We start from the raw sequence: 22,550 nt of genomic DNA on the forward strand, positions 1-22,550 counted from the left end.
CGCAGGGGCGGTGTGCTGCCCGGGTGCACCGCACCCAGGCAGCACACGTCCTGGTCGGCGGTCTTCGACCTGCCCAGACTCGGTCGGGCAGGACGGATCCGCACCCATGGACGAAGGGAGTCCGTCATGGCAGGGAACGCGCACGACGGGCGACATCCGCGACGGGGTGCACCACCACGAGCACCTCGTGCTCTACCGAGAGGGACGGCAGGTATGACAGACACAGCCAAGGTCGTGGCGGTCACCGGAGCGAGCAGCGGGATCGGGGAGGCGACCGCCCGACGGCTTGCGGCCGACGGCCACCTCCTGTTCCTCGGAGCGCGGCGCACCGATCGTCTGGATGCGCTGACCGGGCAGATCACCAGCGCAGGCGGCACTGCGGCCTTCCAGCGGCTGGATGTCACGGACGCCGTCGATGTCCGGGCCTTCGTGTCCGCCGCCCGTGAGCGCTACGGCCGACTGGACGTGGTGGTCAACAACGCCGGGGTGATGCCGCTCTCGCCCCTGGAGGCGCTGAAGACCGACGAGTGGGACCGGATGATCGACGTCAACGTGAGGGGTGTTCTGCACGGTATCGCCGCCGCTCTGCCCGCGATGCGCGCTCAGGGCGGGGGCCACTTCGTGAACATCGCCTCTGTCGGCGCGTACGAGGTCTCTCCCACCGCCGCCGTCTACTGCGCCACCAAGTTCGCCGTTCGCGCGCTCTCCGAAGGACTGCGTCAGGAGTCCACCGGGAACATCCGGGTCACTCTCGTCTCTCCGGGCGTGACCGAGTCCGAACTCGCCGAGAGCATCTCCGACCCTGCTGCCCGGGAGGCCATGAAGACCTACCGCGCGGTGGCGCTGCCCGCCTCCGCCATCGCGGAGGCCATCGCCTACGCCGTCTCCCAGCCTCCGGAGGTCGACGTCAACGAAATCGTCGTCCGTCCCGCCGCAAGCGCCCAATGACCGGGCAGACGTGTTTCTCGGCCTGCCGAGTCGGGCGGGTGGGCGAACCCTAGGTGTCGCACTCCAGCACCGTTCTGCACAGGCCGCACCGCGCCCGTACCCGCCCCCGTACCGGCACCCTGATGCGCTGGTGGCAGGTGGGACAGGGGAAGGAGACGCGGAGGTGGCCGGCGGGGTCGGGGCTGAAGGCGTAGGGCGCCCCGGGCGGGACGCCGGGCGCGTGGCGGCGGTCGTGGGCGTAGCGGCGGCGGCCCGCCCAGCCGGCGCCGGTCAGCGGGGGCTGCTGCTCGTCCCACCGGGCCTGGTCCATGCCCTTGCCGTAGGCCGTGTAGGCCTGTGGACTGGTGAACCACACGGAGGGATCCTCGTGGAAGAGCAGGGAGCGCTTCGCGAGGACGTAGCCGAACTCCTCCGGGGTGAGGTAGCCGAGCTTCTGGGAGGAGACGCCGTCCTCGCGGTAGGCGTCCAGCAACAGCCAGCCCGCGCCCAAGTAGGTCGTCACCGTGTCCGTCAGGATCTCGTTCTCGGCCGTGGTGGGGAAGGCGAGGCCGAGGCGGTGCAGATAGACATGGGTCACCTCGTGGGCGAGTGCCGCGCCGATGTCCCTGCGGTGCGTGCGGAAGCGGTCGTTCAGCTCGACGAAGTACTCGGGGCCCGCCGCCAGTTCGACGTTGGCCGCATGGGTCATCTCCCGGAAGCCGACGATGAGCCGAGCGTCCGGCAGCCGGAAGTGCCGCACGATCTCGCGGGCCACCCGCTGCGCACCCAGATGCAGGTCGTCCGTGTCGGCGAAGGCCACGTCGGCCGGGGCCACGCTGGCCGAGAAGGTCTGGACGGTGTCGTACGACAGCCGCCTGTACAGCGCGGTGACGGCGGCCCGCACCGTCTCCAGATGCGGGTAGCCGTGCTCGACCGGTCCGCCGTTCGCCACGTCCGACCCCCAATGACGCCCGGAACTCCTTTCCACTGTATGCGGGTGTGAGCGGATTTCCGCCGGCCGGGTTTCCCCGGCGGGGCGTGAGATCAGCCCTTGCCGCTCCCGGTCTCAGGCCGGCAGCAGACGCGGCGGGCACGGCCCCGGCCCCGCCTCCTGCAGCTCCAGTACCCACACCTCGTTCGAGCCCTCCCGCAGCACCGGCCCGGGGACGTACAGGGACCGCTGAGGTCCCACGGACCAGTAACGGCCCAGATTGAAGCCGTTGACCCAGACGAAGCCCCGTGTCCAGCCGGGCAGTTCGATCCGGGCGTCCCCGGCCCCGCGGACCGTGACCGCGCCCCGGTACAGCCCCGGGGCACCCGCGCCGGACAGCGCGCCGAAGGGCACCGCCTCCACACCCTCGGCGAAGGCGTCCAGGTCGAGCCCACGCGCGCGTACCCCGTGCAGATACTGGCGCTCGTGCAGGACGCCCCCGGTGATGCCCTTCGCCTCGCCGGAGCGCGGCCCGTAGTTGACCCTCCCCAGGGACTCCACCCACAGCTCCACGCGCGCGGGGCCCGCGACGGGCTCCTTCAGCCGGGGCTCCTCCTCGGTGAGCACCCCGGCCCGCTCCCCGTCGACGTACACCACCGCGAGATCCCTGAGCCCGCGCACCGTCAGCGGGTACGGCTGCCGCGGCCCTGGCACGCTCACCTCGTAGCGCACCAGACCCCGGGCGACGCCCAGTTCTTCGAAGGCCGGCGGTACGGGGGTGACGGTCTCCGCGCCGCCGAGCGCCTCCAGAACGTCGCCCATGGGTGCCCATCCGGACAGCACGGCCTCAGTTGGAGAACCAAACGGAGCTGGTGGAGGCGGCAGTCCGGGTAGGGGATCGGAGTGGTACTCGGCCAGCACCTCGCGGAAGCGCCAGAACTTCTCCGTGGGGCGCCCGCACTCGTCCACCGGCGCGTCGTAGTCGTACGAGGTCACGTCCGGCTCCAGCAGGCCCTCGTGCAGGTCGCCGCCGCCCCGGTTCGCGCCCGCCCAGCCCGCGAAACTCGTGCCGCCGTGCGCCATGTACAGGTTCACCGAGGCACCGCACTCCAGGATCTCCCGCAGGGCCTGCGCCGCCTCCCCGGGATCCCGTACGACGTGTTCGCCGCCCCAGTGGTCGAACCAGCCGCACCAGAACTCCATGCACATCAGCGGGCCCTCGGGGCGATGGCGGCGCAGCGCCTCGAAGGCCACGCGCGCGTGGGAGCCGAAGTTCACCGTGGCGAGCACACCGGGCAGCGAGCCGCCGGTCAGCATGTGGTCCTCCGGGCCGTCGGAGGTGAACAGGGGAACGTCGACCCCCTTGACCCGCAGCACCTCGGCGAGCTGCTCCAGGTAGTCCGCGTCCGAGCCGTAGCTGCCGTACTCGTTCTCGACCTGCACCATGATCACCGGGCCGCCCCGGTCGATCTGCCGGGGAACGATCTCGTGCAGCAGGTGGTGGAACCAGCTCCGTACGTGGAACAGGAAACGCTCGTCACGGGTACGCGCGCGCGTGCCCGGCTCGCCCGTCACCCAGTGCGGCAGCCCGCCGTTCTCCCACTCGGCACAGATGTACGGCCCCGGCCGCACGATCGCCCACAGGCCGGCCTCGCGGACCGCGTCCAGGAACCGGCCGACCGCCTGCACGTCCCGGAAGGTCCCCGGGCCCGGCTGGTGCAGGTTCCACGGGACGTACGTCTCCACGCAGTTGAGGCCCATCGCGCGCAGCATCTCCAGCCGGTGCCGCCACTGCGCCTCGTGCACCCGGAAGTAGTGCAGGGCGCCGGACAGCAGCCGTACCGGCCGCCCGTCCAGCAGGAAGGCGGATTCCCCCACCGTGAACTCGCTCATGCGCCCCAGCCTCGGCCCTGGCGGCGATCGGCGCCATGGACGAAGATCGGCGCTGCTTGGACAAAAGTCCTCCGCCGACGACGCCGGGAGGAGCACCGATGTACCACACCTGGATGCGGTTCCTCAGTCCCGGCCCCGTCCACCACCGCCTCGGCCTGGTCTGCCTCGGCGTCGGCCTCCAGTACGGCGCGCTGCCCACGGTCGGCCCCCGCACCCTCGACCACCACGTGGCCGTCGTGATCAGCGCGGGCGGCGGCTGGCACCGGGGCGCCGACGGCCGCCGTACGACCGTCACCGCGCCCGCGCTGCTGTGGCTCACCCCCGGAGTGGCGCACCACTACGGGCCCGACCCGGAGACCGGCTGGGACGAGGGTTTCGTCGACTTCGCCGGACCCGCCACCGCGACCTACACCGAACTCGGCTACATCGAGCCCGAACGTCCTGTCGTCCCGCTCTCGGACGCGGCCGGCCCCCGGGCGGTCGTCGCCCGCATCGCCCGCGCCGCCCGCCGCGGCAACCCCCTGCTGGAGGTGGAGACCGGCGCAGCCGTCCACGAGCTGCTCGTCGCCCTGCGCCGGGCCCGCGCCGACCTCGCCCCCGACGGCGACGAGGTGCTCCAGGCGCTGGCCCGGGACGCCTGCAGGCCGATGAGCGTCGCCGACCACGCCGCCCGGCACGGCATGACCCCCGCCGAGCTGCGCGGCGCCGTCCGCCGTGCCGCGGGGTGCAGCCCCAAGGACTACCTCCTCGGCATCCGCCTGGGCCGTGCCAAGGAACTCCTCGCCGCCACCGAACTGCCGGTCGCGGCCGTCGCCCGCCGCGTCGGCTACGACGACCCCGCCTACTTCTCCCGCCTGTTCACCCGCCGGGTCGGCCTCGCCCCCGTTCGCTTCCGCGCCCAGCAGGGCCGCAGCGTCCCGGGAGGCTGGAGCGACCGGATCCCGGATCCGGACGATCCTCCGACGATCGGCACCTGATCGCATGCTGGTCAGCCGGTGATCGCCAGGCGTCGCGCCCCTTAAGGTTGACGCCCATGACCATCAGCAACACCGGTACCGGTGACGTCGACCCCGCGGTCCGCCAGGAGCTGGATCGGCTGCGCGAGAGCATCGACAACATCGACGCGGCCGTCGTCCACATGCTCGCCGAGCGCTTCAAGTGCACCCAGCAGGTCGGCCGTCTGAAGGCGGTGCACCAGCTGCCGCCCGCCGACCCGGCCCGCGAGGCGCGGCAGATCGAGCGGCTGCGCAGCCTCGCCGAGAACGCCAAGCTCGACCCGGCGTTCGCCGAGAAGTTCCTGAACTTCATCATCGCCGAGGTGATCCGGCACCACGAGTCCATCGCCGAGGACGCCGCCGGCGGGCAGCCGGCCTCGGCCGGCTGACCAGCGGCACCCGGCGCGGAGCGGGAGGCGCACGGAATCGGACATATGCCGTGTACCGATCCACCCCTGTGCGCTGTCGGTGCCATCAGGCAGCATGGCTTGCATGTCCGTCATCACGCGCGACGAAGCGCAGCTCCGAGCACAGTTCCTCGACGTCCACCGTTACACGATCGAGCTGGACCTCACCACGGGGGACGAGACCTTCGACTCCCGTACCGTGATCAGGTTCAGCGCGCAATCCGGCGGGGACACGTTCGTCGAGCTGAAGCCCGCCGAGCTGCGCGGCGCCACACTCGACGGAAAGCCCCTCGACCCGGAGTCCTTCCGCGACGGCCGGCTGCCGCTGGAGAACCTCACCGCCGGCGAGCACGAACTGCGCGTCGACGCGGCCATGCGCTACTCCCGCACCGGCGAGGGCATGCACCGCTTCACCGACCCCACCGACGGCGAGACGTACGTCTACACACAGCTGTTCCTCGACGACGTCCAGCGCGTCTTCGCCGCCTTCGACCAGCCCGACCTGAAGGCCGTCTTCGAGCTGACCGTCACCGCCCCCGAAGGCTGGACCGTCCTCGCCAACGGCATCACCGAACACCTCGGCTCGGGCCGCTGGCGTGCCGCCCCGACCCCGCTGATCTCGACCTATCTCGTCGCGGTCGCCGCCGGCCCCTTCCACTCCGTGCGCACCGAGCACCGCGGACTGCCCTTCGGCATCCACTGCCGCCGCTCCCTCGCCCCCCACCTCGACGCCGACGCCGAGGAGATCCTCGACGTCACGCGCGCGTGCTTCGACCGCTACCACGAGAAGTTCGAGGAGCCCTACCCCTTCGACTCCTACGACCAGGCGTTCGTCCCCGAGTTCAACGCCGGCGCCATGGAGAACCCCGGCCTGGTCACCTTCCGCGACGACTTCGTCTTCCGCTCGGCCGTCACCGACACCGAGCGGCAGACCCGCGCCATGGTCATCGCCCACGAGATGGCCCACATGTGGTTCGGCGACCTCGTCACCCTCAAGTGGTGGGACGACATCTGGCTGAACGAGTCCTTCGCCGAGTACATGGGCTACCAGACCACCCTCGAGGCGACCCGCTTCACCGAACCGTGGGTCGAGTTCGGCGTCACCCGCAAGGCCTGGGGCTACGACGCCGACCAGCGCCCCTCCACCCACCCGGTCGCCCCCGAGGCGGTCGACGACACCGCCGCCGCGCTGCTCAACTTCGACGGCATCTCCTACGCCAAGGGCGCCTCCGCGCTGCGCCAGCTGGTGGCCTGGCTCGGCGAGAAGGACTTCCTCGCCGGCATCAACATCCACTTCAAGCGGCACCGCTTCGCCAACGCCACCCTCGCCGATTTCATCGACTCCCTCGCCGCGGCCACCGAGCGCGACGTGCACGCCTGGGCCGACGCCTGGCTGCGCACCACCGGAGTCGACACGCTCACCCCGTCGCTCCGGTCCGCCGACGGCACCTGCGCGCTGACCGTGGACCGCGCGGGCAGCCGCCCGCACCGCGTCACCGTCGGCCTGTACGACCGCGACCTCACCGACGAGGGTCGCCTCGTCCTGCGCGAACGCATCGACCTCGACCTCCCGCAGACCGCCCCGGAGCCCGTCGGAAAGCGTCCCGCGCTGCTCCTGCTCAACGACGGCGACCTGACCTACGCCAAGGTCCGCTTCGACGCCGAGTCCTTCGAGGCGGTCCGCTCGAGCCTGTCCGGGCTGCCCGACCCGCTCACCCGCGCGGTGGTGTGGAACGCCCTCAGGGACGCCGTCCGCGACGGCGAACTCCCGCCCCGAGCCTACCTGGACACGGCCCGCGCCCACCTCCCGCGCGAGACCGACCTGGCCCTCGTCCAGGGAGTCCTCGCCTTCGCCTCCGCCCATGTCGCCGACCGCTATCTGAGCGCCGAGGAGCGCCCGGCCGCCCTCGCCACCCTCGGTTCCCTCTGCCGCGACCTGCTGCGCCGCACCGAGGACGGCGACAACCCCGGCCTGCGCCTGATCGCCGTACGGCACTTCATCGACGTCGCCGCCCACCCCGACACCATCGCGGCCTGGCTCGCCGACGGCACGGTGCCCGGCGGCCCGGAACTCGACCCCGAGCTGCGCTGGCGCATCCTCGGCCGGCTCGCCGTGCTCGGCGCCACCGACGAGGCCGCCGTCGCCGCCGAGTTGGAGCGCGACCCGTCCGCCACCGGCCAGGAGGGCGCCGCCACCTGCCGTGCCGCCCTGCCCGACGCCGAGGCCAAGCGCGCGGCCTGGGAGGCGATGTTCGCCACGGACGACCTCTCCAACTACCTGTTCACGGCCACCGCGCGGGGTTTCTGGCAGCCTGAACAGGCCGATCTGGTACGGGAGTACGTATCGCGCTACTACGAGGACGTGGTCGCCCTCGCCGCCCGCCGCGGCCCGGCCATCGCCGTCGCGGCCGGCCGCTGGGCCTTCCCGTACCACGCCGTCGACGCCGAGCACCTCGCCCTCGGCGAGGCCTGTCTGCGCGAGGCCGACCCGGTCGTCGCCCTGCGCCGCAAGCTGGTCGACGAACTGGACGACCTGGCCCGGGCATTGCGGGCACGGGGCGAGTAACCACCCGAGGAGCAGCCTCTTCGGCGGACCGGGTTCAGCCCGTGCCGGTCCGCCGCAACTCGGCCCGCCGCACGCCCCCTTCGCGTGGTCCCGTCCACCGGCTGCCCGTCTCGGCCGGGGCGGGAACAGCGGCGTCCAGGGCGAAACCGAGCCGCTCGAGGAAGCGCTCGCCGGAGCGCCAGCCGGCCGGCACCGCCGCCGTGACCAGGGGCACCTGCCCGGCACGGGCCAGCAGGGACTCGGCCAGCGCACGGCCCAGACCCCGGCCCCGCGCCCACGGCGCCAGCAGGAACAGGCCCACCGCCACCGCGCCCGGCTCCGGATGGTCCCGCACGGCGTCCACCAGGCCCGCGACCACGCCGTCCCGCTCCAGCACCAGAAGCACCTTGTCGTCGGGGCTCGCGCCCTCCGGCAGTGCGTAGAACAGGCTCTGCACGTCACCCGGCCCGGACGGCAGCCCCGTCACCGCCACGAACCAGTCCTCGCACTCCCCGAACAGCGTCAGCAACGGCACCTCGTCCGCGGGACCGGGCTCGCGCACCACCACCCGCTCACCGGGCACGTCGATCATCCACGCCTCCATCCGACCGACGTTAGCCGCGGGACCGGCGCCGTTCCCACGTTCCAACGTGTTTGCCCCGTACGGCAGTACCCACTTTCGGGTTCCGATCGTTGGGCTTTCCGGACGCGCGGGATCCTTCCCGTACAAACTGGAAGACGCCGCCGCACAAAGGCCCCTGCACAGGCCGGACACCCCCATGGTCGCCCCCTTGCCCCCGCGTCCCGGAGGAGAGCCCATGAGTACGCCGCCCCTCGCCTCAGGACCCGACGGCCCCGGAGCCCTGCGGCCGCTCCTGGACACCGTGCTCGACGCGCTCGCGAGCGGCGGCCGGGCCCGCGGCGGCCCGCTGCCGGCCGGCGGGCCCGAGGTCGTCGCCGCACGGGTCGCCGACGCCCTCGGGGACGTCCTCCCGAAGGACGGTGACCCCGACGCGCTGCGTGCCCTCGTGCACGCCCTGGCCGCAGGCGCCGCCGACCCCGCCGACCCGCTGTGCGCGGCCCATCTGCACTGCCCGCCCCTCGCCGTCGCCACCGCCGCCGACCTCGCCGCGAGCGTCCTCAACCCGTCCCTGGACTCCTGGGACCAGGCTCCGGCCGCCTCCGCCCTGGAGGCCGAGGTCACCCGCGCCCTCGCCCGCGAGATCGGCCTCGCCGACGCCCTGGTCACGACCGGCGGCACCGAGTCCAACCAGCTCGCCCTGCTGCTCGCCCGCGAGGCCCACGGCGGCAGCGTCCGCCTGGTCTGCGGGGCCAACGCCCACCACTCCCTGCCCCGCGCCGCCTGGCTCCTCGGCCTGCCGGAGCCGGTCGTCGTCCCCGCCCCCGGCGGCGTCCTCGACCCGGCCGCCCTCGATGCCGCCCTCAGCGCGCTCTCCGGCCCGCTGCTGGTCGCCGCCACCGCCGGCACCACGGACGCCGGGCTCATCGACCCGCTGACCGAGATCGCCGGCCTGTGCGGCGTCCACGGCGTCCGCCTGCACATCGACGCCGCCTACGGCGGAGGCCTCGCCTTCAGCGAGCGGCACCGGGGGAAGCTGGCCGGACTCGACGCCGCCCACACGGTCACCCTCGACCTGCACAAGCTCGGCTGGCAGCCGGCCGCCGCCGGCCTGCTCGCCGTGGCACGGCCTCCGGAACTCGCCGTCCTGCACCAGCACGCCGACTACCTGAACGCCGACGACGACACCGAGGCCGGACTCCCCGATCTGCTCGGCCGCTCCCTGCGGACCACGCGCCGCCCGGACATCCTCAAGATCGCCGTCACCCTGAAGACGCTGGGCCGCACCGGCACCGGCGCCCTGGTCGACCAGGTCTGCGCCCGCGCACGCGAGTTCGCCGCGCTCGTCCAGGGCCACCCCCGCCTGGAGCTGTACGACCGGCCCGTCATCAGCACGGTCCTGTTCCGGCCCGCGGGCGCGGACGACGACGCCGTGGCCGCCGTACGCCGCAGGCTGCTGCACGAGGGCCGGGCCGTCCTCGGCCGCGCACGCCTCGACGGCCGCCTCTGGCTCAAGGCCACCATCCTCAACCCCCACACCCGGCCGGACGAACTGGCCCAGCTCCTCGCACTCGTAGAAGGAACGACCCCCAGATGACCATCCCCCCACTCCACGAGCCCGAGTCCCCGCGCGACCTGGTCGGCATCGGCATCGGCCCCTGCAACCTCTCCCTCGCCGCCCTCGCCCACCCGCTCGCCGAACTCGACGCCGTGTTCTACGAGCAGCGCCCCGCCTTCGACTGGCACCCCGGCCTCCTCATCGAGGGCGCCACCGTCCAGGTGCCCTTCCTGGCCGACCTGGTGACCCTCGCCGACCCCACCAGCCCGTGGAGCTTCCTCAGCTACCTCAGAACCCGCGAGCGGCTCTTCCCCTTCTACTTCGCCGAGCGCTTCCACATCCAGCGCGCCGAGTACGACGCCTACTGTCGCTGGGTCTCCCAGAACCTCCCCGGGCTGCGCTTCCGCCACCAGGTCGACGCCGTCCGCTGGAACTCCGAACGCGACGTGTTCGAGGTCGACTTCACCCAGCTCGACGCCGACGGCGAGGCCGAGTCGCTGGGCCGCACCTACACCCGCAACATCGTTCTCGGTGTCGGCACGGCCCCCTACGTGCCCGACCACCTCAGGCCCCTGGTCGAGGCGTCCGGCGTCCCGGTCTTCCACGCCGCCGACTACCTCGACCACCGCGCCGCCGTCCTCGCCGCCGAGCACGTCACCGTCGTCGGCTCCGGACAGTCCGGCGCCGAGGTCTTCCTCGACCTGCTGCGCCACCGCCCCGCGGGCCGCGAGAAGCTGCACTGGATCGGGCGTACCGAGGCGTTCGCGCCCATGGAGTACTCCAAGCTCGGCCTGGAGCACTTCACCCCCGACTACACCCGCTACTTCCACGCCCTCGCCGAGCCCGTCCGCGAGCGGTTGATCCCCGCCCAGTGGCAGCTGCACAAGGGCATCGACGCCGGCACCCTCGCCGCCGTCCACGACGAGCTGTACCGGCGCAGCCTGGACGGCGGCTGGCCCGATGTCGTCCTGACCCCCGGCGTCCAGGTCCGCACCGGCGGCCGCATCGCCACCACCAAGATCGAACTGCACCTGGAACACCTTCAGCAGGGCAGCCGCACCCGGCTCACCACCGATGCCGTCGTCCTGGCCACCGGCTACCACGAACGCCCGCTCGACCGCATGCTCGCCGGGCTCGACCCCTACCTGCGCCGCGACAGCAGCGAACGCCCGCGCCTTGAGGAGGAGTTCCGGCTCGTCCTCGACCCCTCGGTCACCGGATCGGTGTACGTCCAGAACGCCGGACTGCACACCCACGGCGTCGGCACCCCCGACCTCGGCCTCGCCGCCTGGCGCAGCGCCACCATCCTCAACTCCCTCACGGGGAAGGAGCCGTACCCGCTGCCCGCGCGTACGGCCTTCACCACGTTCGGACTTCAGCAGCCGCAGCCCCGAATCCCGCAGGTCAGGCAGGCGAAGCGACTGACTCCGCTCGTCGAGGACAGGTAGCCGACCGTGTCCGGTCTCTAGAAGACCGGCGTGCCGCCCCGGGTCAGCTTCCAGTCCACGGACGCGAACTCCTTCGGGTCCAGGACGCCCTTGGCGGTGACCCACTCCGCGATCCGGGTGCGGATCTCCGTCGACTCCGACCACAGCTCCTTGGCCGAGGCGACGTGCGGGAAGGCGCCGCCGCCGTTGGCGCGGTAGTTGTTCACCGCGAACACGAACTGCTGGGCGTCGTCCAGCGCGGCACCGTTGAAGGTGAGGTTCTTGATCCGCGATCCGGCCGGCTGCGCGACGTCGATGTCGTACGACAGGCCCGAGACGTAGTCGTAGTTGTAGTCGGGACGGCCGCCCGCGTTCGTCAGCTTCTCCACGTCGACCGCGGCGTCGGCGGCCGTCTGGACGTAGTACGCCGCCGAGTACTCCAGGTAGGCCCGTACCTGGGCGCCCGTCAGCAGCTTGGCGACCAGCGTGTTGTCGTACACGTACAGGCTCGACAGGTCCCGGATGGTCACCTTGCCGGCCGGGATCTCGGAGGTGCGGGAGAACGGCGAGGCCTGTGCGATCACCGGCAGCGAGGCGTACTCGGTGCCCGCGAGCGCGGTCTTGACCACGTCCTCCTGGACCTTGGTGATCAGGTCGATGATCGGGGCGTCCTTGTAGCGGGCCTCGACCGTCGTCAGGGTGTCGGTCGCGGTGCCGACGACCTGGTTCACGTAGGTGACGACCTTCGCGTGCTCGTCGCCGAGCAGCTTGGTGATCTTCGGGTCGTCGGCGGCCGTGTTGGAGTTGAGCACCTTCGAGGAGACGGACTCGACGGTCCACCGGCCCTTGGCGAAGACCAGCTCGATGTCGAACACGGACAGCCGCTCCGCGTACGCCAGCGGCTCCGACAGCACGACCGTCTTCCCGGTCTTGTCGTTGGTGACCTTCAGCTCCGGGATCTCCACGTGCGCGTGGCCGACGAGGATCGCGTCGATGTCCGGAACCTGCTTGGCGACGTTGGCGGCCGCGTTCTCGACGTACGGCAGCTGGTCACCGTACGACGACGTGCCGGAGGACCCGGAGTGCGCCGACACGACGACGACGTCCGCACCCAGCGACTTCAGCTTCGGCACCCACTTCGCGGCCTGCTCCTCCAGGCCCGGGAACGTCAGCTTGCCCTGGACGTAGGCCTTGTCCCAGATCGCGATGCCCGGGTTGGTCAGACCGAGCACGGCGACCTTGACCGGCCGGGCGCCCGGCACGTGGAACGTCTTGACGAAGTAGGGCGGGAAGGCGGGCCGCAGCGTCTTCGCGTCGACGGCGTTGGCACCGAGCAGCGGGAAGTCCAGCTGGTCCTCGAACTTGCGCAGGGTCTCGATGCCGTAGTTGAACTCGTGGTTGCCGAGCGCCGCGGCGTCGTACCCGATCGCGTTCATGGCCTGCGCCATCGGGTGCACCGGGCCGCCCTTGGCGGTGATCGGGTCGACCTTGGCGTAGTAGTACGTCAACGGGGTGCCCTGGATCGTGTCGCCGGCGTCCAGCAGCAGCGTGTTGCAGTGGCCCTTCTCCGCGCGGATCTGGTTGACGAGCGTCGAGATGCGGGCCAGGCCCTGGGCGTTGCCCGCCTTGTCGGAGTACTCCGTGTCCTTGAAGTAGTCCCAGTTGAAGACGTGGCCGTGCAGGTCGGTGGTGCCCATGACGGTGAGCGAGTAGCGCTTCACGTGCTTCCCGGGCCGCTGCTGCTCGGCCGCCTCGGCCGCCGGAGCCGCTGCCGCACCGGCGATCGCCACTCCCGCTCCCGTCGCGGCGGACTTCTTCAGGAACTTCCGGCGGTTCAAGGGCATCTCTGGGTCTCCTCGGCGAATGGTCAACAACGCGCGTAGATTCTGTCCTGCTCATGACCTACGGCAACAGGTCCAAGAGGTTGCGATCTGGTGACCTGTTGCGTGAACTCCGACCGCCCGACCGGGAAGCGCGTGACAGAGTGGGGCGTATGACCTCTTCTGCGACCGTCCCGTACGGGACTCCCGACGCTCCCCTCCTGGTGGTCCGCGGCGAGGCCGAACTCGAGGTCGAGCCCGAGGTAGCCCGCATCGGCGTGACCGTGAGCGCCCGCGGCCGCGACCGGCGCTCGACGCTGGACGACCTGACCCGGCGCAACGCGACCGCCCTCGACCTCGTGAAGTCCTACGGGGACGCGGTGGAGGAGCTGTCCACCGGCGCCTTCTCCATCACCCCGGAACTCACCGAGCGCGGCCGGGGTGAGCGGGTGCGCAGTTACCAGGGACGGGTCCATCTCGGCGCGGAGTTCTCCGACTTCACCGTCCTCGGTGAACTGACCACCCGGCTGGCCGACTTGGAGCTGACCCGGGTCGACGGCCCCTGGTGGTCCCTGCGTCCCGGCTCGCCGGTGCATGCCGAGGCCCGGCGGCGGGCGGTCGGCGAGGCGGTCCAGCGCGCCCGGGAGTACGCCGAGGCCCTGGGCACCACGATCGCCGCCCTGGTCGAGCTGGCCGACACCGGCGCCGAGCGTCCGCGGGCCGGCGGGGCCGCCTTCGGCCGGGGCGTCCGGCGCATGAGCATGGCCGATGCGGCCGAGGAGGCCGAGCCCCTCGACCTGGAACCTTCGCGCCTGCGGGTGACGGCTCAGGTCAGCGCCCAATTCACCCTCGTGCCGCCACGGCTGTGAATCAACGAACGATCACGGACAATGGGCGACCGAAAAAATCGCTCATAGGAGCGGGCCACTGCACAATTCAACACTTGTCAATAGCCCTTTACTCAAAGGTTGTTGAGTGGTCATGCTGCCCGGATTTTCTACCGGCCGGTAAGGCCTAGGCTCGAAACATGCGCCGAGCAAAGATCGTCTGCACTCTGGGGCCCGCCACCGACTCGTACGACCAGATCAAGGCACTGGTCGAGGCCGGAATGGACGTCGCCCGCTTCAACCTCAGCCACGGCACTCACGCCGAGCACGAGGAGCGTTACCAGCGCGTACGAAAGGCGGCCGACGAAACCGGTCGCAGCGTCGGAATCCTCGCCGACCTTCAAGGTCCGAAGATCCGGCTCGGCCGTTTCAGCGAAGGTCCCGTACTCCTTGAACGCGGCGACTCCTTCACCATCACCGTGGAGGAAGGTGTCGAGGGCGACCGGCACGCGTGCGGCACCACCTATGCCGGTCTCGCCGCCGACGTCACGCCCGGCGAGCGCGTCCTGGTCGACGACGGAAAGGTCTGCCTGGAGGTCACCGCCGTCGACGGCCCCCGGGTTCACACCCGGGTGGTCGAGGGCGGCATGGTCTCCGACCACAAGGGCCTGAACCTCCCGGGTGTCGCCGTCTCGGTGCCGGCTCTCTCCGAGAAGGACGAGGACGACCTGCGCTGGGCGCTGCGCACCGGCTTCGACGTCATCGCCCTCTCCTTCGTCCGCAGCGGCAAGGATGTCGAGGACGTCCACCGGATCATGGACGAGGAGCGCCGCCGCCTCCCGGTGATCGCCAAGGTCGAGAAGCCGCAGGCCGTCGACAGCATCGACGACATCGTCGCCTCCTTCGACGGCATCATGGTCGCGCGCGGCGACCTGGGCGTGGAGATGCCGCTGGAGCAGGTCCCGATCGTGCAGAAGCGCGCTGTCAAGCTCGCCAAGCGCAACGCCAAGCCGGTCATCGTGGCCACCCAGATGCTGGACTCGATGATCGACAACTCCCGCCCGACCCGCGCCGAGGCCTCGGACGTGGCCAACGCGGTGATCGACGGCACGGATGCGGTGATGCTCTCCGGCGAGACCAGCGTCGGCAAGTACCCGATCGAGACCGTGCGGACCATGGCGAAGATCGTCGAGGCGGCCGAGGAGGACATCCTCGCCAAGGGCCTGCCGCCGCTGACCGAGCGGAACAAGCCCCGCACCCAGGGCGGCGCGGTCGCCCGGGCCGCGGCCGAGATGGGCGACTTCCTCGGGGCGAAGTTCCTGGTGGCGTTCACCCAGTCGGGAGACACGGCCCGCCGGCTGTCCCGCTACCGCTCGCCGATTCCGCTGCTGGCCTTCACCCCGGAACAGGCCACTCGCTCCCGGCTCAGCCTGACGTGGGGCGTGGAGACCTTCCTCGGTCCGCACGTCGACTCCACGGACGCCATGGTCGACCAGGTGGACGAGCTGCTGCTGAAGTACGGCCGCTGCCGCAAGGGCGACGTCGTGGTCATCACGGCGGGCTCCCCGCCCGGTGTCTCCGGCTCGACCAACATGGTCCGCGTGCACCACATCGGCGAGGACGACAGTCCCCGCTAGCGGGGCGGCGCACGGAAAAGGGCCCCTCGCCACGAGGGGCCCCGCCAATTCGCTGACCTTGGAATCCAAGGAAAAGTGCCCCGGGTCGGACTCGAACCGACACTGTACGGGTTTTGAATCCGTTGCCTGCTGCCAATTGGGCTACCGGGGCTCGCAGAATCCAAGGTTTCCCTTGACCCTCCGCGCGTCCACCATACCGTAGCTAGGTAGGCTCTTGTCAGCAGTACCCCTGCCCTGAACGAGGAGCCCCCGTGACCGCCGAGTCGCCCCAGCCCGTAGACGCGCCCGACGACGACAAGTCGCACGTGCCTCCGCTGACGACCCGAGTCGTCATCGCCGAGGACGAGGCCCTGATCCGGCTCGATCTGAAAGAGATGCTGGAGGAAGAGGGGTACACCGTCGTCGGCGAGGCCGGGGACGGGGAGCAGGCCGTGGAGCTGGCCCGCGAGCACCGGCCGGACCTGGTGATCCTCGATGTGAAGATGCCCAAGCTGGACGGCATCTCCGCGGCCGAGAAGATCGCCGAGGAGTCCATCGCCCCGGTCCTCATGCTCACCGCCTTCTCCCAGCGCGACCTGGTCGAGCGGGCCCGGGACGCCGGCGCCATGGCCTATCTGGTGAAGCCGTTCAGCAAGAGCGATGTCGTGCCGGCCATCGAGATGGCCGTCTCCCGCTTCACCGAGCTGAAGCAGCTGGAGCAGGAGGTCGCCGACCTCACCCTGCGGCTGGAGACCCGCAAGCTGGTCGACCGCGCGAAGTCCATCCTGCAGACCGAGTACGGACTGACCGAGCCCGCCGCCTTCCGCTGGATCCAGAAGACCTCCATGGACCGCCGGTTGTCGATGCAGCAGGTCGCCGAGGCGGTCATCGCGGACAACGAGGAGAAGAAGGCCGCCAAGAAGGCCTGAGCGCCGCACGCGAACGACGAGGCCCGCGCCCCGGAGAAGAGGGCGCGGGCCTTGTCGTGTGCGGCGATCAGTCCTCGCCGAGGTACGCCTTGCGCACCGACTCGTCGTGCAGCAGGTCCTGACCGGTGCCGGACAGGACGATGTTGCCGACCTCCATGACATGACCCTGGTCGGCGAGCGAGAGCGCCGCCTGGGCGTTCTGCTCGACCAACAGGATCGTGGTGCCCTGGGACTTCAGCTCGGCGATCGTCGCCATGATCTTCTGCATCATGATCGGCGACAGACCCATCGACGGCTCGTCCAGCATCAGCAGCTTGGGCTGGGACATCAGCGCCCTGCCCATCGCCAGCATCTGCTGCTCACCGCCCGAGAGGGTGCCGGCGGCCTGCTTCCTGCGCTCCCCGAGGATGGGGAAGAGGTCGTAGGCGCGCTGGATGTCCTTCTCGATGCCCGGCTTGTCGTTGCGCAGGAACGCACCGAGGCGCAGATTGTCCTCGATGGTCATGCGCGGGAAGATGTGCCGACCCTCGGGGGAGTGGGCGAGGCCCAGCGAGACCACTTGGTGGGCCGGGACCTTCTTCAGCGACTTGCCGTTGAACCTGATCTGTCCGCCGACCGGCTTGAGCAGACCGGAGAGCGTGCGCAGGGTGGTGGTCTTACCGGCGCCGTTGGTGCCGATCAGGGTGACCACCTGGCCGGCCTCGACCTTGAAGGAGATGCCCTTGACGGCCTCGATCTTGCCGTAGGCGACCCGCAGGTCCTCTACTTCGAGCAGTGCGGTCATCGGTCGTTCTCCTTGCCGGGCGCGGCGTCCGTCGTGGTCTCGGCGTGCGCCTCGGCCGCCTCGACCTCGGCGACCTCCTCGTCGCCGGGAGCGTTCTCGAAGGGTTCGCCGAGGTATGCGGCGACGACCCGCTCGTCGCCCTGCACGGTCGCGCTGTCGCCCTCGACGAGCTTCTCGCCCTGCACCAGGACGGCGACGCGGTCGCAGAGGTTGAAGATGAAGCGCATGTCGTGCTCGATGACGAGGACGGCGATGCCCATGTCTCGGATGGCGAAGACCAGTTCCTCGGTGGCCCGGGTCTCCTGCGGGTTCATGCCGGCGGTCGGCTCGTCCAGGAGCAGCAGGCCGGGCTCGCTGGCCAGTGCCCGGGCGATCTCCAGCTTGCGCTGCTCGCCGTAGGGGAGGTTGCGGGCCAGGTGCTCGGCCTTCGCCTCCAGGCCCACGAACGCCAGGAGTTCCATGGCGCGGGCGCGGGAGGCCTTCTCGGCGCGGTGGAAGCCAGGGCCGCGCAGCAGGGCGGACCACAGGCCCTCCTTGGTGCGCGTGTGGCGGCCGACGAGCACGTTCTCCAGGACCGTCATGTTGGCGAACAGACGGATGTTCTGGAAGGTACGGGCGATGCCGGCGGCGGTGACCTTGAAGGACTTCGGCGGCAGCACGTTGCCCTTGTAGCGGACCTCGCCCTCGGTGGGGACGTACAGGCCCGTCAGGCAGTTGAAGAAGGTGGTCTTGCCGGCGCCGTTGGGGCCGATCAGACCGACGATCTCGCCGCTGTTGACCGTGAAGTCGACGTTGCGCACGGCCGTCAGGCCGCCGAAGCGCATGGTCACGCCGCGCGCGTCGAGCACGACCTCGCCGGGTGCGGAAGCGCCGGGAGCGGCGTCCTTGGTGGTGGTGTCGGTGGTCATCGTGGTCACGCCCCTGCCTTGCTGAGGACGGCGGGCGCTTCGGCCTCTTCGTGGAATTCGAGCTGGCGGCGCCGGTTGGGGATGAGGCCCTCGGGACGGAAGCGCATCAGCAGCACGAGCGCGACGCCGAAGGCGAAGAGCTGGTAGTCGCCCAGGAACTGGAGCTTGGCGGGGATCAGGTACAGCAGCGCGGCGCCGACCAGCGGACCGGAGATGGTGCCCATTCCGCCGAGGACCACCGCGGCCAGCAGGAAGGCCGAGTTGGGCGGCACCACGTGGGCGAACTGGTACTGCTCCGGGGTCACCGTGTAGGTGACGTGGGCCTGGACGGAGCCGGCGAGGCCGGCCATGCAGGCACCCAGGGCGAACGCGATGAGCTTGACCCGGAAGCCGTTGATGCCCATGGCGAGCGCGGCGGTCTCGTCCTCGCGGATGGCGATCCAGGCGCGGCCGATGCGGGAGTCGCTGCTGCGCCGGAACACCACGACGACGATGAGCGTGATGAGCAGCATCAGCAGGAAGTAGTTCGCGAACCGGCCGATGGTGGTGCCGAGGAGCTGGTGCTCCTGGCCGAAGTCGAAGCCGAGGATGTCCAGGTTCGGGATCGAGGAGATGCCGTTGGAGCCGTTGGTGACGTCCGGGCCCGAGGTGCCGTCCATGTTGAGGACGGTGATACGGAAGATCTCACCGAAGCCGAGCGTCACGATGGCGAGGTAGTCGCCGCGCAGCCGCAGGGTCGGGGCGCCGATGAGGACGCCGAACACCATGGCGACGGCAGCACCGGTCAGCGCCGAGGCCCAGAACGGCCAGCTGACGTGGAGCGGCGAGGACGGCGAGCCGGAGACCAGGGCCGCGGTGTAGGCGCCGACACCGAGGAAGGCGACGTAACCGAGGTCGAGGAGGCCGGCGAGGCCGACGACGATGTTCAGGCCGAGCGCGACGGTGGCGAAGATCAGGATGTAGACGCCGATCGTCGCGTACTGGTCGTCGGACTGGGTGAAGGGGAAGGCGGCCGCGGCGACGAAGGCACCGGTCATGGTGATGTTGCGGTGCCGCGCCGTGATCGCCGAGACCCGGGCCACGAGCCCGGCCTTGGCGAGGGCGCCGAAGCCGAAGCCGGCGGTGAGGAGGAAGCCGACGAACAGCTGGTCGTACTCGGTGCCGATGCCGTACGTGAAGACGATCAGACCGAGCGCCATCGCCGCGATGATGACGAGGATCTCGGCGTAGGCGGGCAGCTTGGGGGCCGGAGCCGGGGCCTTGGAGGCGAAGGCCGCCTTGAAGTTGTTCCAGCTCTGCCGGGAGTCCTGGCGGAACTTCTCCAGGCCGGTGTCGTCCGGGTCGGCGAGGTCCGGGGCCGGGCGCTCGAACGGCAGGGCCAGCGCGCCGACCAGGGCGGCGAGCGTGGCGAGGGCGACGATGAAGCCGCCGGCCTCCAGGTTCACCAGGCCGCCGAGCTTCACGCTGATGGCGATGACCGTGTACCAGGCGGTGGCGAAGACGCCGACCGCGGACATCTTCAGGGCGCTGTCGGCGCTGGCCGGAGTCAGCCACTTCAGGCCCTTGATGCCGTAGGAGGCGAGGCCGAACACGGTGGTGAGGATGCCGCCGATCAGGACGAGGACCTGAAGGCCGCCCGGGTAGCCGTAGACGGTGAGGTCGCCGGGGAACTCGGCGGTCCAGGTCCAGGCGAGGAACGTGGAGACGATCGTGAGGGCGCCGCCGGCGGTGGCGAGGGCCCGTCCGAGCGGGGCGGGCAGGCCGATCAGGCCGGAGGGTGCGGCCGTGGGAGCGCTCGGGGTCCCGGATGCGGTGGTCTGTGTGGTCATCGGTGTCACGCCCTGTCCGCGACGCGCTCGCCGAGCAGGCCCTGTGGCCTGAACAGCAGCACGAGGATGAGGAGTACGAACGCCCAGACGTCTGCCCAGGACTGGCTGCCGAACTTGTCCATGCCCGGGATGTCCGCGATGTAGGCGGTGGACAGAGCCTCGGCGACGCCGAGGACGAGGCCGCCGAGCATGGCGCCGTAGATGTTGCCGATACCGCCGAGGACGGCCGCGGTGAACGCCTTCAGGCCGAGGATGAAGCCCATGCGGAAGTCGATCTGGCCGTACTTGAGGCCGTAGGCCACGGATCCGACGGCGGCGAACGTGGCACCGAGGGCGAACGCGACCACGATGATGCGGTCGGTGTTGACGCCCATCAGCTTCGCGGTGTCCGGGTCCTGGGCGGTGGCCTGCATGCCGCGTCCGGTCCGGGTGCGCATCACGAAGTAGGCGAGGAACGCCATGCTGAGCGGCGCCGCGCAGACCAGGAAGATGTCACCGGTCTGGATCGTGACGTTGCCGATCTCGAAGGGGCCGCCGGGGATGCTCGGGAAGGTGCGGGCGGACTTGGCACCCGGGTACCAGGCCCACACCGCCTGCTGCAGGGCGAGGGAGAGACCGATGGCGGTGATGAGGGGCGCGAGGCGTGGTGCGCTGCGCAGGGGACGGTAGGCGAACCGTTCCGCTCCCACGGCGACGGTGACGGCGACGAGGATGGCGCCGACGAGCATCAGCGGCAGAGCCACCCACATCGAGGTGCCGTCGGGAAGGATGTAGGCGTAGACCGTGAGCGCGCCGAACGCGCCGGTCATGAATATCTCGCCGTGGGCGAAGTTGATGAGCTGGACAATGCCATAGACCATCGTGTAGCCGATGGCGACCAGCCCGTACATGGATCCCAGTAGCAGGCCGTTGACCAGCTGCTGCGGCAGTTCGTTCACCGCATGTCCTCCGAGAGTTCGGAAAGTTCGACGGATGTAGCCGGATGCGAGTCCGCGCGGGGCGCCAGTGGAACAGCGCCCCGCGCGGCTCGGCTTGGTGCGGGTGTGGGTCAGCTGCCGTTGAAGGTGCCGGACTCCACTGCCTTCCAGGCACCACTGGTGACGGAGTAGACGGTGAGCTGCTTGTTGGTCGCGTCACCGTACTCGTCGAAGGCGACCTTGCCGGTCACACCGTCGAAGGAGACGTTCTGCATTGCCTCGGTGATCTTGGCGCGGGCGTCGGACGGCAGCTTGCCGCCGTTGGCGTCCACGACCTTCTTCACGGCCTCGATGATCGACCAGGCCGAGTCGTACGAGTAACCGCCGTACGCGCCGTACTCCTCCTTGTAGCCGCCCGCCTTGTAGTTGGCGACGAACTCCTTGGCGGAGGGCAGCGTCTCCACCGGCGCGCCGACCGAGGTGGCGAGGTCGCCTTCGCCGGAGGCGCCGGACAGCTTGATGAAGTCCTCGGCGTAGATGCCGTCACCGCCGACCAGCGGGATCTTGGCGCCGGCGGCCTTGATCTGCTTGCTGAGCGGGCCGGCCTGCGGGTACTCGCCGCCGTAGTAGACGACCTGGGCACCGGAGTTCTTCACCTTGGTGGCGACCGCGGAGAAGTCCTTGGTGTCCGGGTTGATGTGCTCGGTGCCGACCACCTTGCCGCCGAGCTTCTTGAACTCGTCGGTGAAGGTCGCGGCGAGGCCGGCGCCGTAGGTCTTCTTGTCGTCGATGACGAAGACCTTGGTCTTCTTGGCCTTGTTGTAGACGTACTGCGCGGCGAACGGGCCCTGGATGGCGTCCGTGGTCGCGGTACGGAAGTACGACTTGTACGTCCGCGCCTTGGACTTCTGCCAGTTGTCGCCCTGAGTCAGGGCGGGGTTGGTGTTGGCCGGCGAGACCTCGACCAGCTTCGCGTCGTCGAAGACCTTCTGCATCGACTGGGCGACGGAGGAGTTCAGCGGGCCGACGACACCGAGGACCTCCTTCTCGCTGACGAACTTGGAGGCGTTCGACTGACCGGAGGAGGGCTGCGCCTGGTCGTCGAGGGCCTCGATCTTGAAGGTGACGCCCTTGACGTAGTTCTTCTTGTTGGCCTGCTTGGCCGCGAGGTCAGCGGAGTTCCGGATGCCCAGGCCGAGCGCGGACAGGTCGCCGGTCAGCGGGGCGTCGACGCCGATGGTGACGGTGGTGCCGCCGCCGTTGCCGGAGTCCGATCCCTTGTCGCCGCTGTCGCGCGAGCCGCAGGCGGTGAGGGTGAGTGCACCCGCCGCCAGGGCGGCGGTGATGGCGATGAGCGAACGTTGACGCACGATCAGTCCTTTCCCCAGAACGACCGCCTCCCCGTGGAAGCGGTCGAGCCGCGCGCCAGGCCGAAGAGAGAATCCGACGGCGCGGTGACTGGCCGTGACTCTAGGCGTGTGCAGGGAACGTGGAGGAGGGTCTGACCAATGCTGTGACGCTCTTGTTATGACACGAGGTAATGCAGAGCGGTACGCCGTGGGGGGAACGCCGGAATTCAGGCCGATTCGCCCTGTCCGCATTGTGAGAACTTGCAGGACCGACCATGATCCGTTCAGGCGTCTCGGGAGTTTTGGTG

Annotated in this window: 18 protein-coding genes and 1 tRNA gene; 9 read left to right on the top strand and 10 right to left on the bottom strand. The window is 70.4% G+C overall.

The window, feature by feature from the left end; genetic code table 11:
• Positions 1–213: 213 nt before the first annotated feature.
• Positions 214–948 carry an SDR family oxidoreductase gene (locus ABZ471_RS14770; RefSeq protein WP_359066268.1) on the top strand — a complete coding sequence of 245 codons (735 nt, stop codon included), beginning with the start codon at positions 214–216 and terminating at the stop codon, positions 946–948.
• 49 nt (positions 949–997) lie between these two features.
• Here the strand turns inward: ABZ471_RS14770 and ABZ471_RS14775 are convergent, their stop codons facing one another.
• Together ABZ471_RS14775 and ABZ471_RS14780 are read right to left on the bottom strand one after the other, a co-directional pair.
• Entirely contained in the window at positions 998–1,879 is an 882-nt protein-coding gene (locus ABZ471_RS14775) for a hypothetical protein (RefSeq protein ID WP_359066270.1), read from the bottom strand.
• 114 nt (positions 1,880–1,993) lie between these two features.
• Positions 1,994–3,751 carry a beta-galactosidase family protein gene (locus tag ABZ471_RS14780; RefSeq protein ID WP_359066272.1) on the bottom strand — a complete coding sequence of 586 codons (1,758 nt, stop codon included), beginning with the start codon at positions 3,749–3,751 and terminating at the stop codon, positions 1,994–1,996.
• Positions 3,752–3,849: 98 nt separating this feature from the next.
• Here ABZ471_RS14780 and ABZ471_RS14785 point away from each other — a divergent pair, with 98 nt between their 5' ends.
• From ABZ471_RS14785 to pepN, 3 genes are all read left to right on the top strand, one after another.
• The gene (locus ABZ471_RS14785) at positions 3,850–4,728 is read left to right on the top strand and encodes an AraC family transcriptional regulator (protein ID WP_359066274.1); all 879 of its coding nucleotides are present in this window, start codon (positions 3,850–3,852) and stop codon (positions 4,726–4,728) included.
• A gap of 56 nt (positions 4,729–4,784) precedes the next feature.
• The gene (locus tag ABZ471_RS14790; protein WP_359066276.1) at positions 4,785–5,135 is read left to right on the top strand and encodes a chorismate mutase; all 351 of its coding nucleotides are present in this window, start codon (positions 4,785–4,787) and stop codon (positions 5,133–5,135) included.
• A 103-nt stretch (positions 5,136–5,238) separates the two neighbouring features.
• Positions 5,239–7,719, top strand: a complete 2,481-nt coding sequence (gene pepN / locus ABZ471_RS14795; RefSeq protein WP_359066278.1) for an aminopeptidase N — start codon at positions 5,239–5,241, stop codon at positions 7,717–7,719.
• Between the two features lie 34 nt (positions 7,720–7,753).
• On the opposite strand, the gene ABZ471_RS14800 is transcribed toward pepN, so the two are convergent.
• Positions 7,754–8,290: a GNAT family N-acetyltransferase gene (locus ABZ471_RS14800; protein WP_359066280.1), complete on the bottom strand. Its 537-nt coding sequence runs from the start codon at positions 8,288–8,290 to the stop codon at positions 7,754–7,756.
• A 226-nt stretch (positions 8,291–8,516) separates the two neighbouring features.
• Between ABZ471_RS14800 and ABZ471_RS14805 the strand changes: the two genes are divergently transcribed.
• Together ABZ471_RS14805 and ABZ471_RS14810 are read left to right on the top strand one after the other, a co-directional pair.
• Complete coding sequence (locus ABZ471_RS14805) at positions 8,517–9,875, top strand: pyridoxal-dependent decarboxylase (RefSeq protein WP_359066282.1); 1,359 nt, start codon at positions 8,517–8,519, stop codon at positions 9,873–9,875.
• The gene (locus ABZ471_RS14810; RefSeq protein WP_359066284.1) at positions 9,872–11,284 is read left to right on the top strand and encodes a SidA/IucD/PvdA family monooxygenase; all 1,413 of its coding nucleotides are present in this window, start codon (positions 9,872–9,874) and stop codon (positions 11,282–11,284) included. The genes ABZ471_RS14805 and ABZ471_RS14810 overlap by 4 nt, the downstream gene beginning before the upstream one ends.
• 17 nt (positions 11,285–11,301) lie before the next feature.
• Here ABZ471_RS14810 and ABZ471_RS14815 read toward each other — a convergent pair whose 3' ends face one another.
• Positions 11,302–13,107, bottom strand: coding sequence for a 5'-nucleotidase C-terminal domain-containing protein (locus tag ABZ471_RS14815; protein WP_359066285.1), 1,806 nt, complete (start codon positions 13,105–13,107; stop codon positions 11,302–11,304).
• Between the two features lie 149 nt (positions 13,108–13,256).
• Between ABZ471_RS14815 and ABZ471_RS14820 the strand changes: the two genes are divergently transcribed.
• Together ABZ471_RS14820 and pyk are read left to right on the top strand one after the other, a co-directional pair.
• Positions 13,257–13,952 carry an SIMPL domain-containing protein gene (locus ABZ471_RS14820; RefSeq protein ID WP_359066287.1) on the top strand — a complete coding sequence of 232 codons (696 nt, stop codon included), beginning with the start codon at positions 13,257–13,259 and terminating at the stop codon, positions 13,950–13,952.
• Between the two features lie 158 nt (positions 13,953–14,110).
• Entirely contained in the window at positions 14,111–15,547 is a 1,437-nt protein-coding gene (gene pyk / locus ABZ471_RS14825) for a pyruvate kinase (RefSeq protein WP_359066289.1), read from the top strand.
• Positions 15,548–15,623: 76 nt separating this feature from the next.
• Here the strand turns inward: pyk and ABZ471_RS14830 are convergent.
• Positions 15,624–15,698 (bottom strand) — tRNA-Leu (locus ABZ471_RS14830).
• 100 nt (positions 15,699–15,798) lie between these two features.
• On the opposite strand from ABZ471_RS14830, the gene ABZ471_RS14835 reads away from it, so the two are divergent.
• Positions 15,799–16,455 carry a response regulator gene (locus tag ABZ471_RS14835; protein ID WP_359066291.1) on the top strand — a complete coding sequence of 219 codons (657 nt, stop codon included), beginning with the start codon at positions 15,799–15,801 and terminating at the stop codon, positions 16,453–16,455.
• Between the two features lie 67 nt (positions 16,456–16,522).
• On the opposite strand, the gene ABZ471_RS14840 is transcribed toward ABZ471_RS14835, so the two are convergent.
• The 5 genes from ABZ471_RS14840 to ABZ471_RS14860 form a co-directional block, all read right to left on the bottom strand.
• Positions 16,523–17,239 carry an ABC transporter ATP-binding protein gene (locus tag ABZ471_RS14840; protein WP_359066293.1) on the bottom strand — a complete coding sequence of 239 codons (717 nt, stop codon included), beginning with the start codon at positions 17,237–17,239 and terminating at the stop codon, positions 16,523–16,525.
• A complete protein-coding gene (locus tag ABZ471_RS14845) occupies positions 17,236–18,147 on the bottom strand; it encodes an ABC transporter ATP-binding protein (RefSeq protein WP_359066322.1) in 912 nt (303 codons plus the stop codon). The genes ABZ471_RS14840 and ABZ471_RS14845 overlap by 4 nt, the downstream gene beginning before the upstream one ends.
• A 5-nt stretch (positions 18,148–18,152) precedes the next feature.
• A complete protein-coding gene (locus ABZ471_RS14850; RefSeq protein WP_359066295.1) occupies positions 18,153–19,976 on the bottom strand; it encodes a branched-chain amino acid ABC transporter permease in 1,824 nt (607 codons plus the stop codon).
• Between the two features lie 5 nt (positions 19,977–19,981).
• Positions 19,982–20,914 carry a branched-chain amino acid ABC transporter permease gene (locus ABZ471_RS14855; RefSeq protein ID WP_359066298.1) on the bottom strand — a complete coding sequence of 311 codons (933 nt, stop codon included), beginning with the start codon at positions 20,912–20,914 and terminating at the stop codon, positions 19,982–19,984.
• Between the two features lie 110 nt (positions 20,915–21,024).
• A complete protein-coding gene (locus tag ABZ471_RS14860; protein ID WP_359066300.1) occupies positions 21,025–22,263 on the bottom strand; it encodes a branched-chain amino acid ABC transporter substrate-binding protein in 1,239 nt (412 codons plus the stop codon).
• Positions 22,264–22,550: the final 287 nt, after the last annotated feature.

Origin of the sequence: Streptomyces sp. NPDC005728, from assembly GCF_040630895.1 — a bacterium.
Lineage (GTDB): Bacteria > Actinomycetota > Actinomycetes > Streptomycetales > Streptomycetaceae > Streptomyces.

Bases quoted from the DNA above. Each gene is read 5' to 3' on its own strand.
- ABZ471_RS14770 (WP_359066268.1), top strand. From the start codon at position 214: ATGACAGACACAGCCAAGGTCGTGGCGGTCACCGGAGCGAGCAGCGGG.
- ABZ471_RS14780 (WP_359066272.1), bottom strand. From the start codon at position 3,751: ATGAGCGAGTTCACGGTGGGGGAATCCGCCTTCCTGCTGGACGGGCGG.
- ABZ471_RS14785 (WP_359066274.1), top strand. From the start codon at position 3,850: ATGTACCACACCTGGATGCGGTTCCTCAGTCCCGGCCCCGTCCACCAC.
- ABZ471_RS14790 (WP_359066276.1), top strand. From the start codon at position 4,785: ATGACCATCAGCAACACCGGTACCGGTGACGTCGACCCCGCGGTCCGC.
- pepN (WP_359066278.1), top strand. From the start codon at position 5,239: ATGTCCGTCATCACGCGCGACGAAGCGCAGCTCCGAGCACAGTTCCTC.
- ABZ471_RS14800 (WP_359066280.1), bottom strand. From the start codon at position 8,290: ATGATCGACGTGCCCGGTGAGCGGGTGGTGGTGCGCGAGCCCGGTCCC.
- ABZ471_RS14805 (WP_359066282.1), top strand. From the start codon at position 8,517: ATGAGTACGCCGCCCCTCGCCTCAGGACCCGACGGCCCCGGAGCCCTG.
- ABZ471_RS14810 (WP_359066284.1), top strand. From the start codon at position 9,872: ATGACCATCCCCCCACTCCACGAGCCCGAGTCCCCGCGCGACCTGGTC.
- ABZ471_RS14815 (WP_359066285.1), bottom strand. From the start codon at position 13,107: ATGCCCTTGAACCGCCGGAAGTTCCTGAAGAAGTCCGCCGCGACGGGA.
- ABZ471_RS14820 (WP_359066287.1), top strand. From the start codon at position 13,257: ATGACCTCTTCTGCGACCGTCCCGTACGGGACTCCCGACGCTCCCCTC.
- pyk (WP_359066289.1), top strand. From the start codon at position 14,111: ATGCGCCGAGCAAAGATCGTCTGCACTCTGGGGCCCGCCACCGACTCG.
- ABZ471_RS14840 (WP_359066293.1), bottom strand. From the start codon at position 17,239: ATGACCGCACTGCTCGAAGTAGAGGACCTGCGGGTCGCCTACGGCAAG.
- ABZ471_RS14845 (WP_359066322.1), bottom strand. From the start codon at position 18,147: ATGACCACCGACACCACCACCAAGGACGCCGCTCCCGGCGCTTCCGCA.
- ABZ471_RS14850 (WP_359066295.1), bottom strand. From the start codon at position 19,976: ATGACCACACAGACCACCGCATCCGGGACCCCGAGCGCTCCCACGGCC.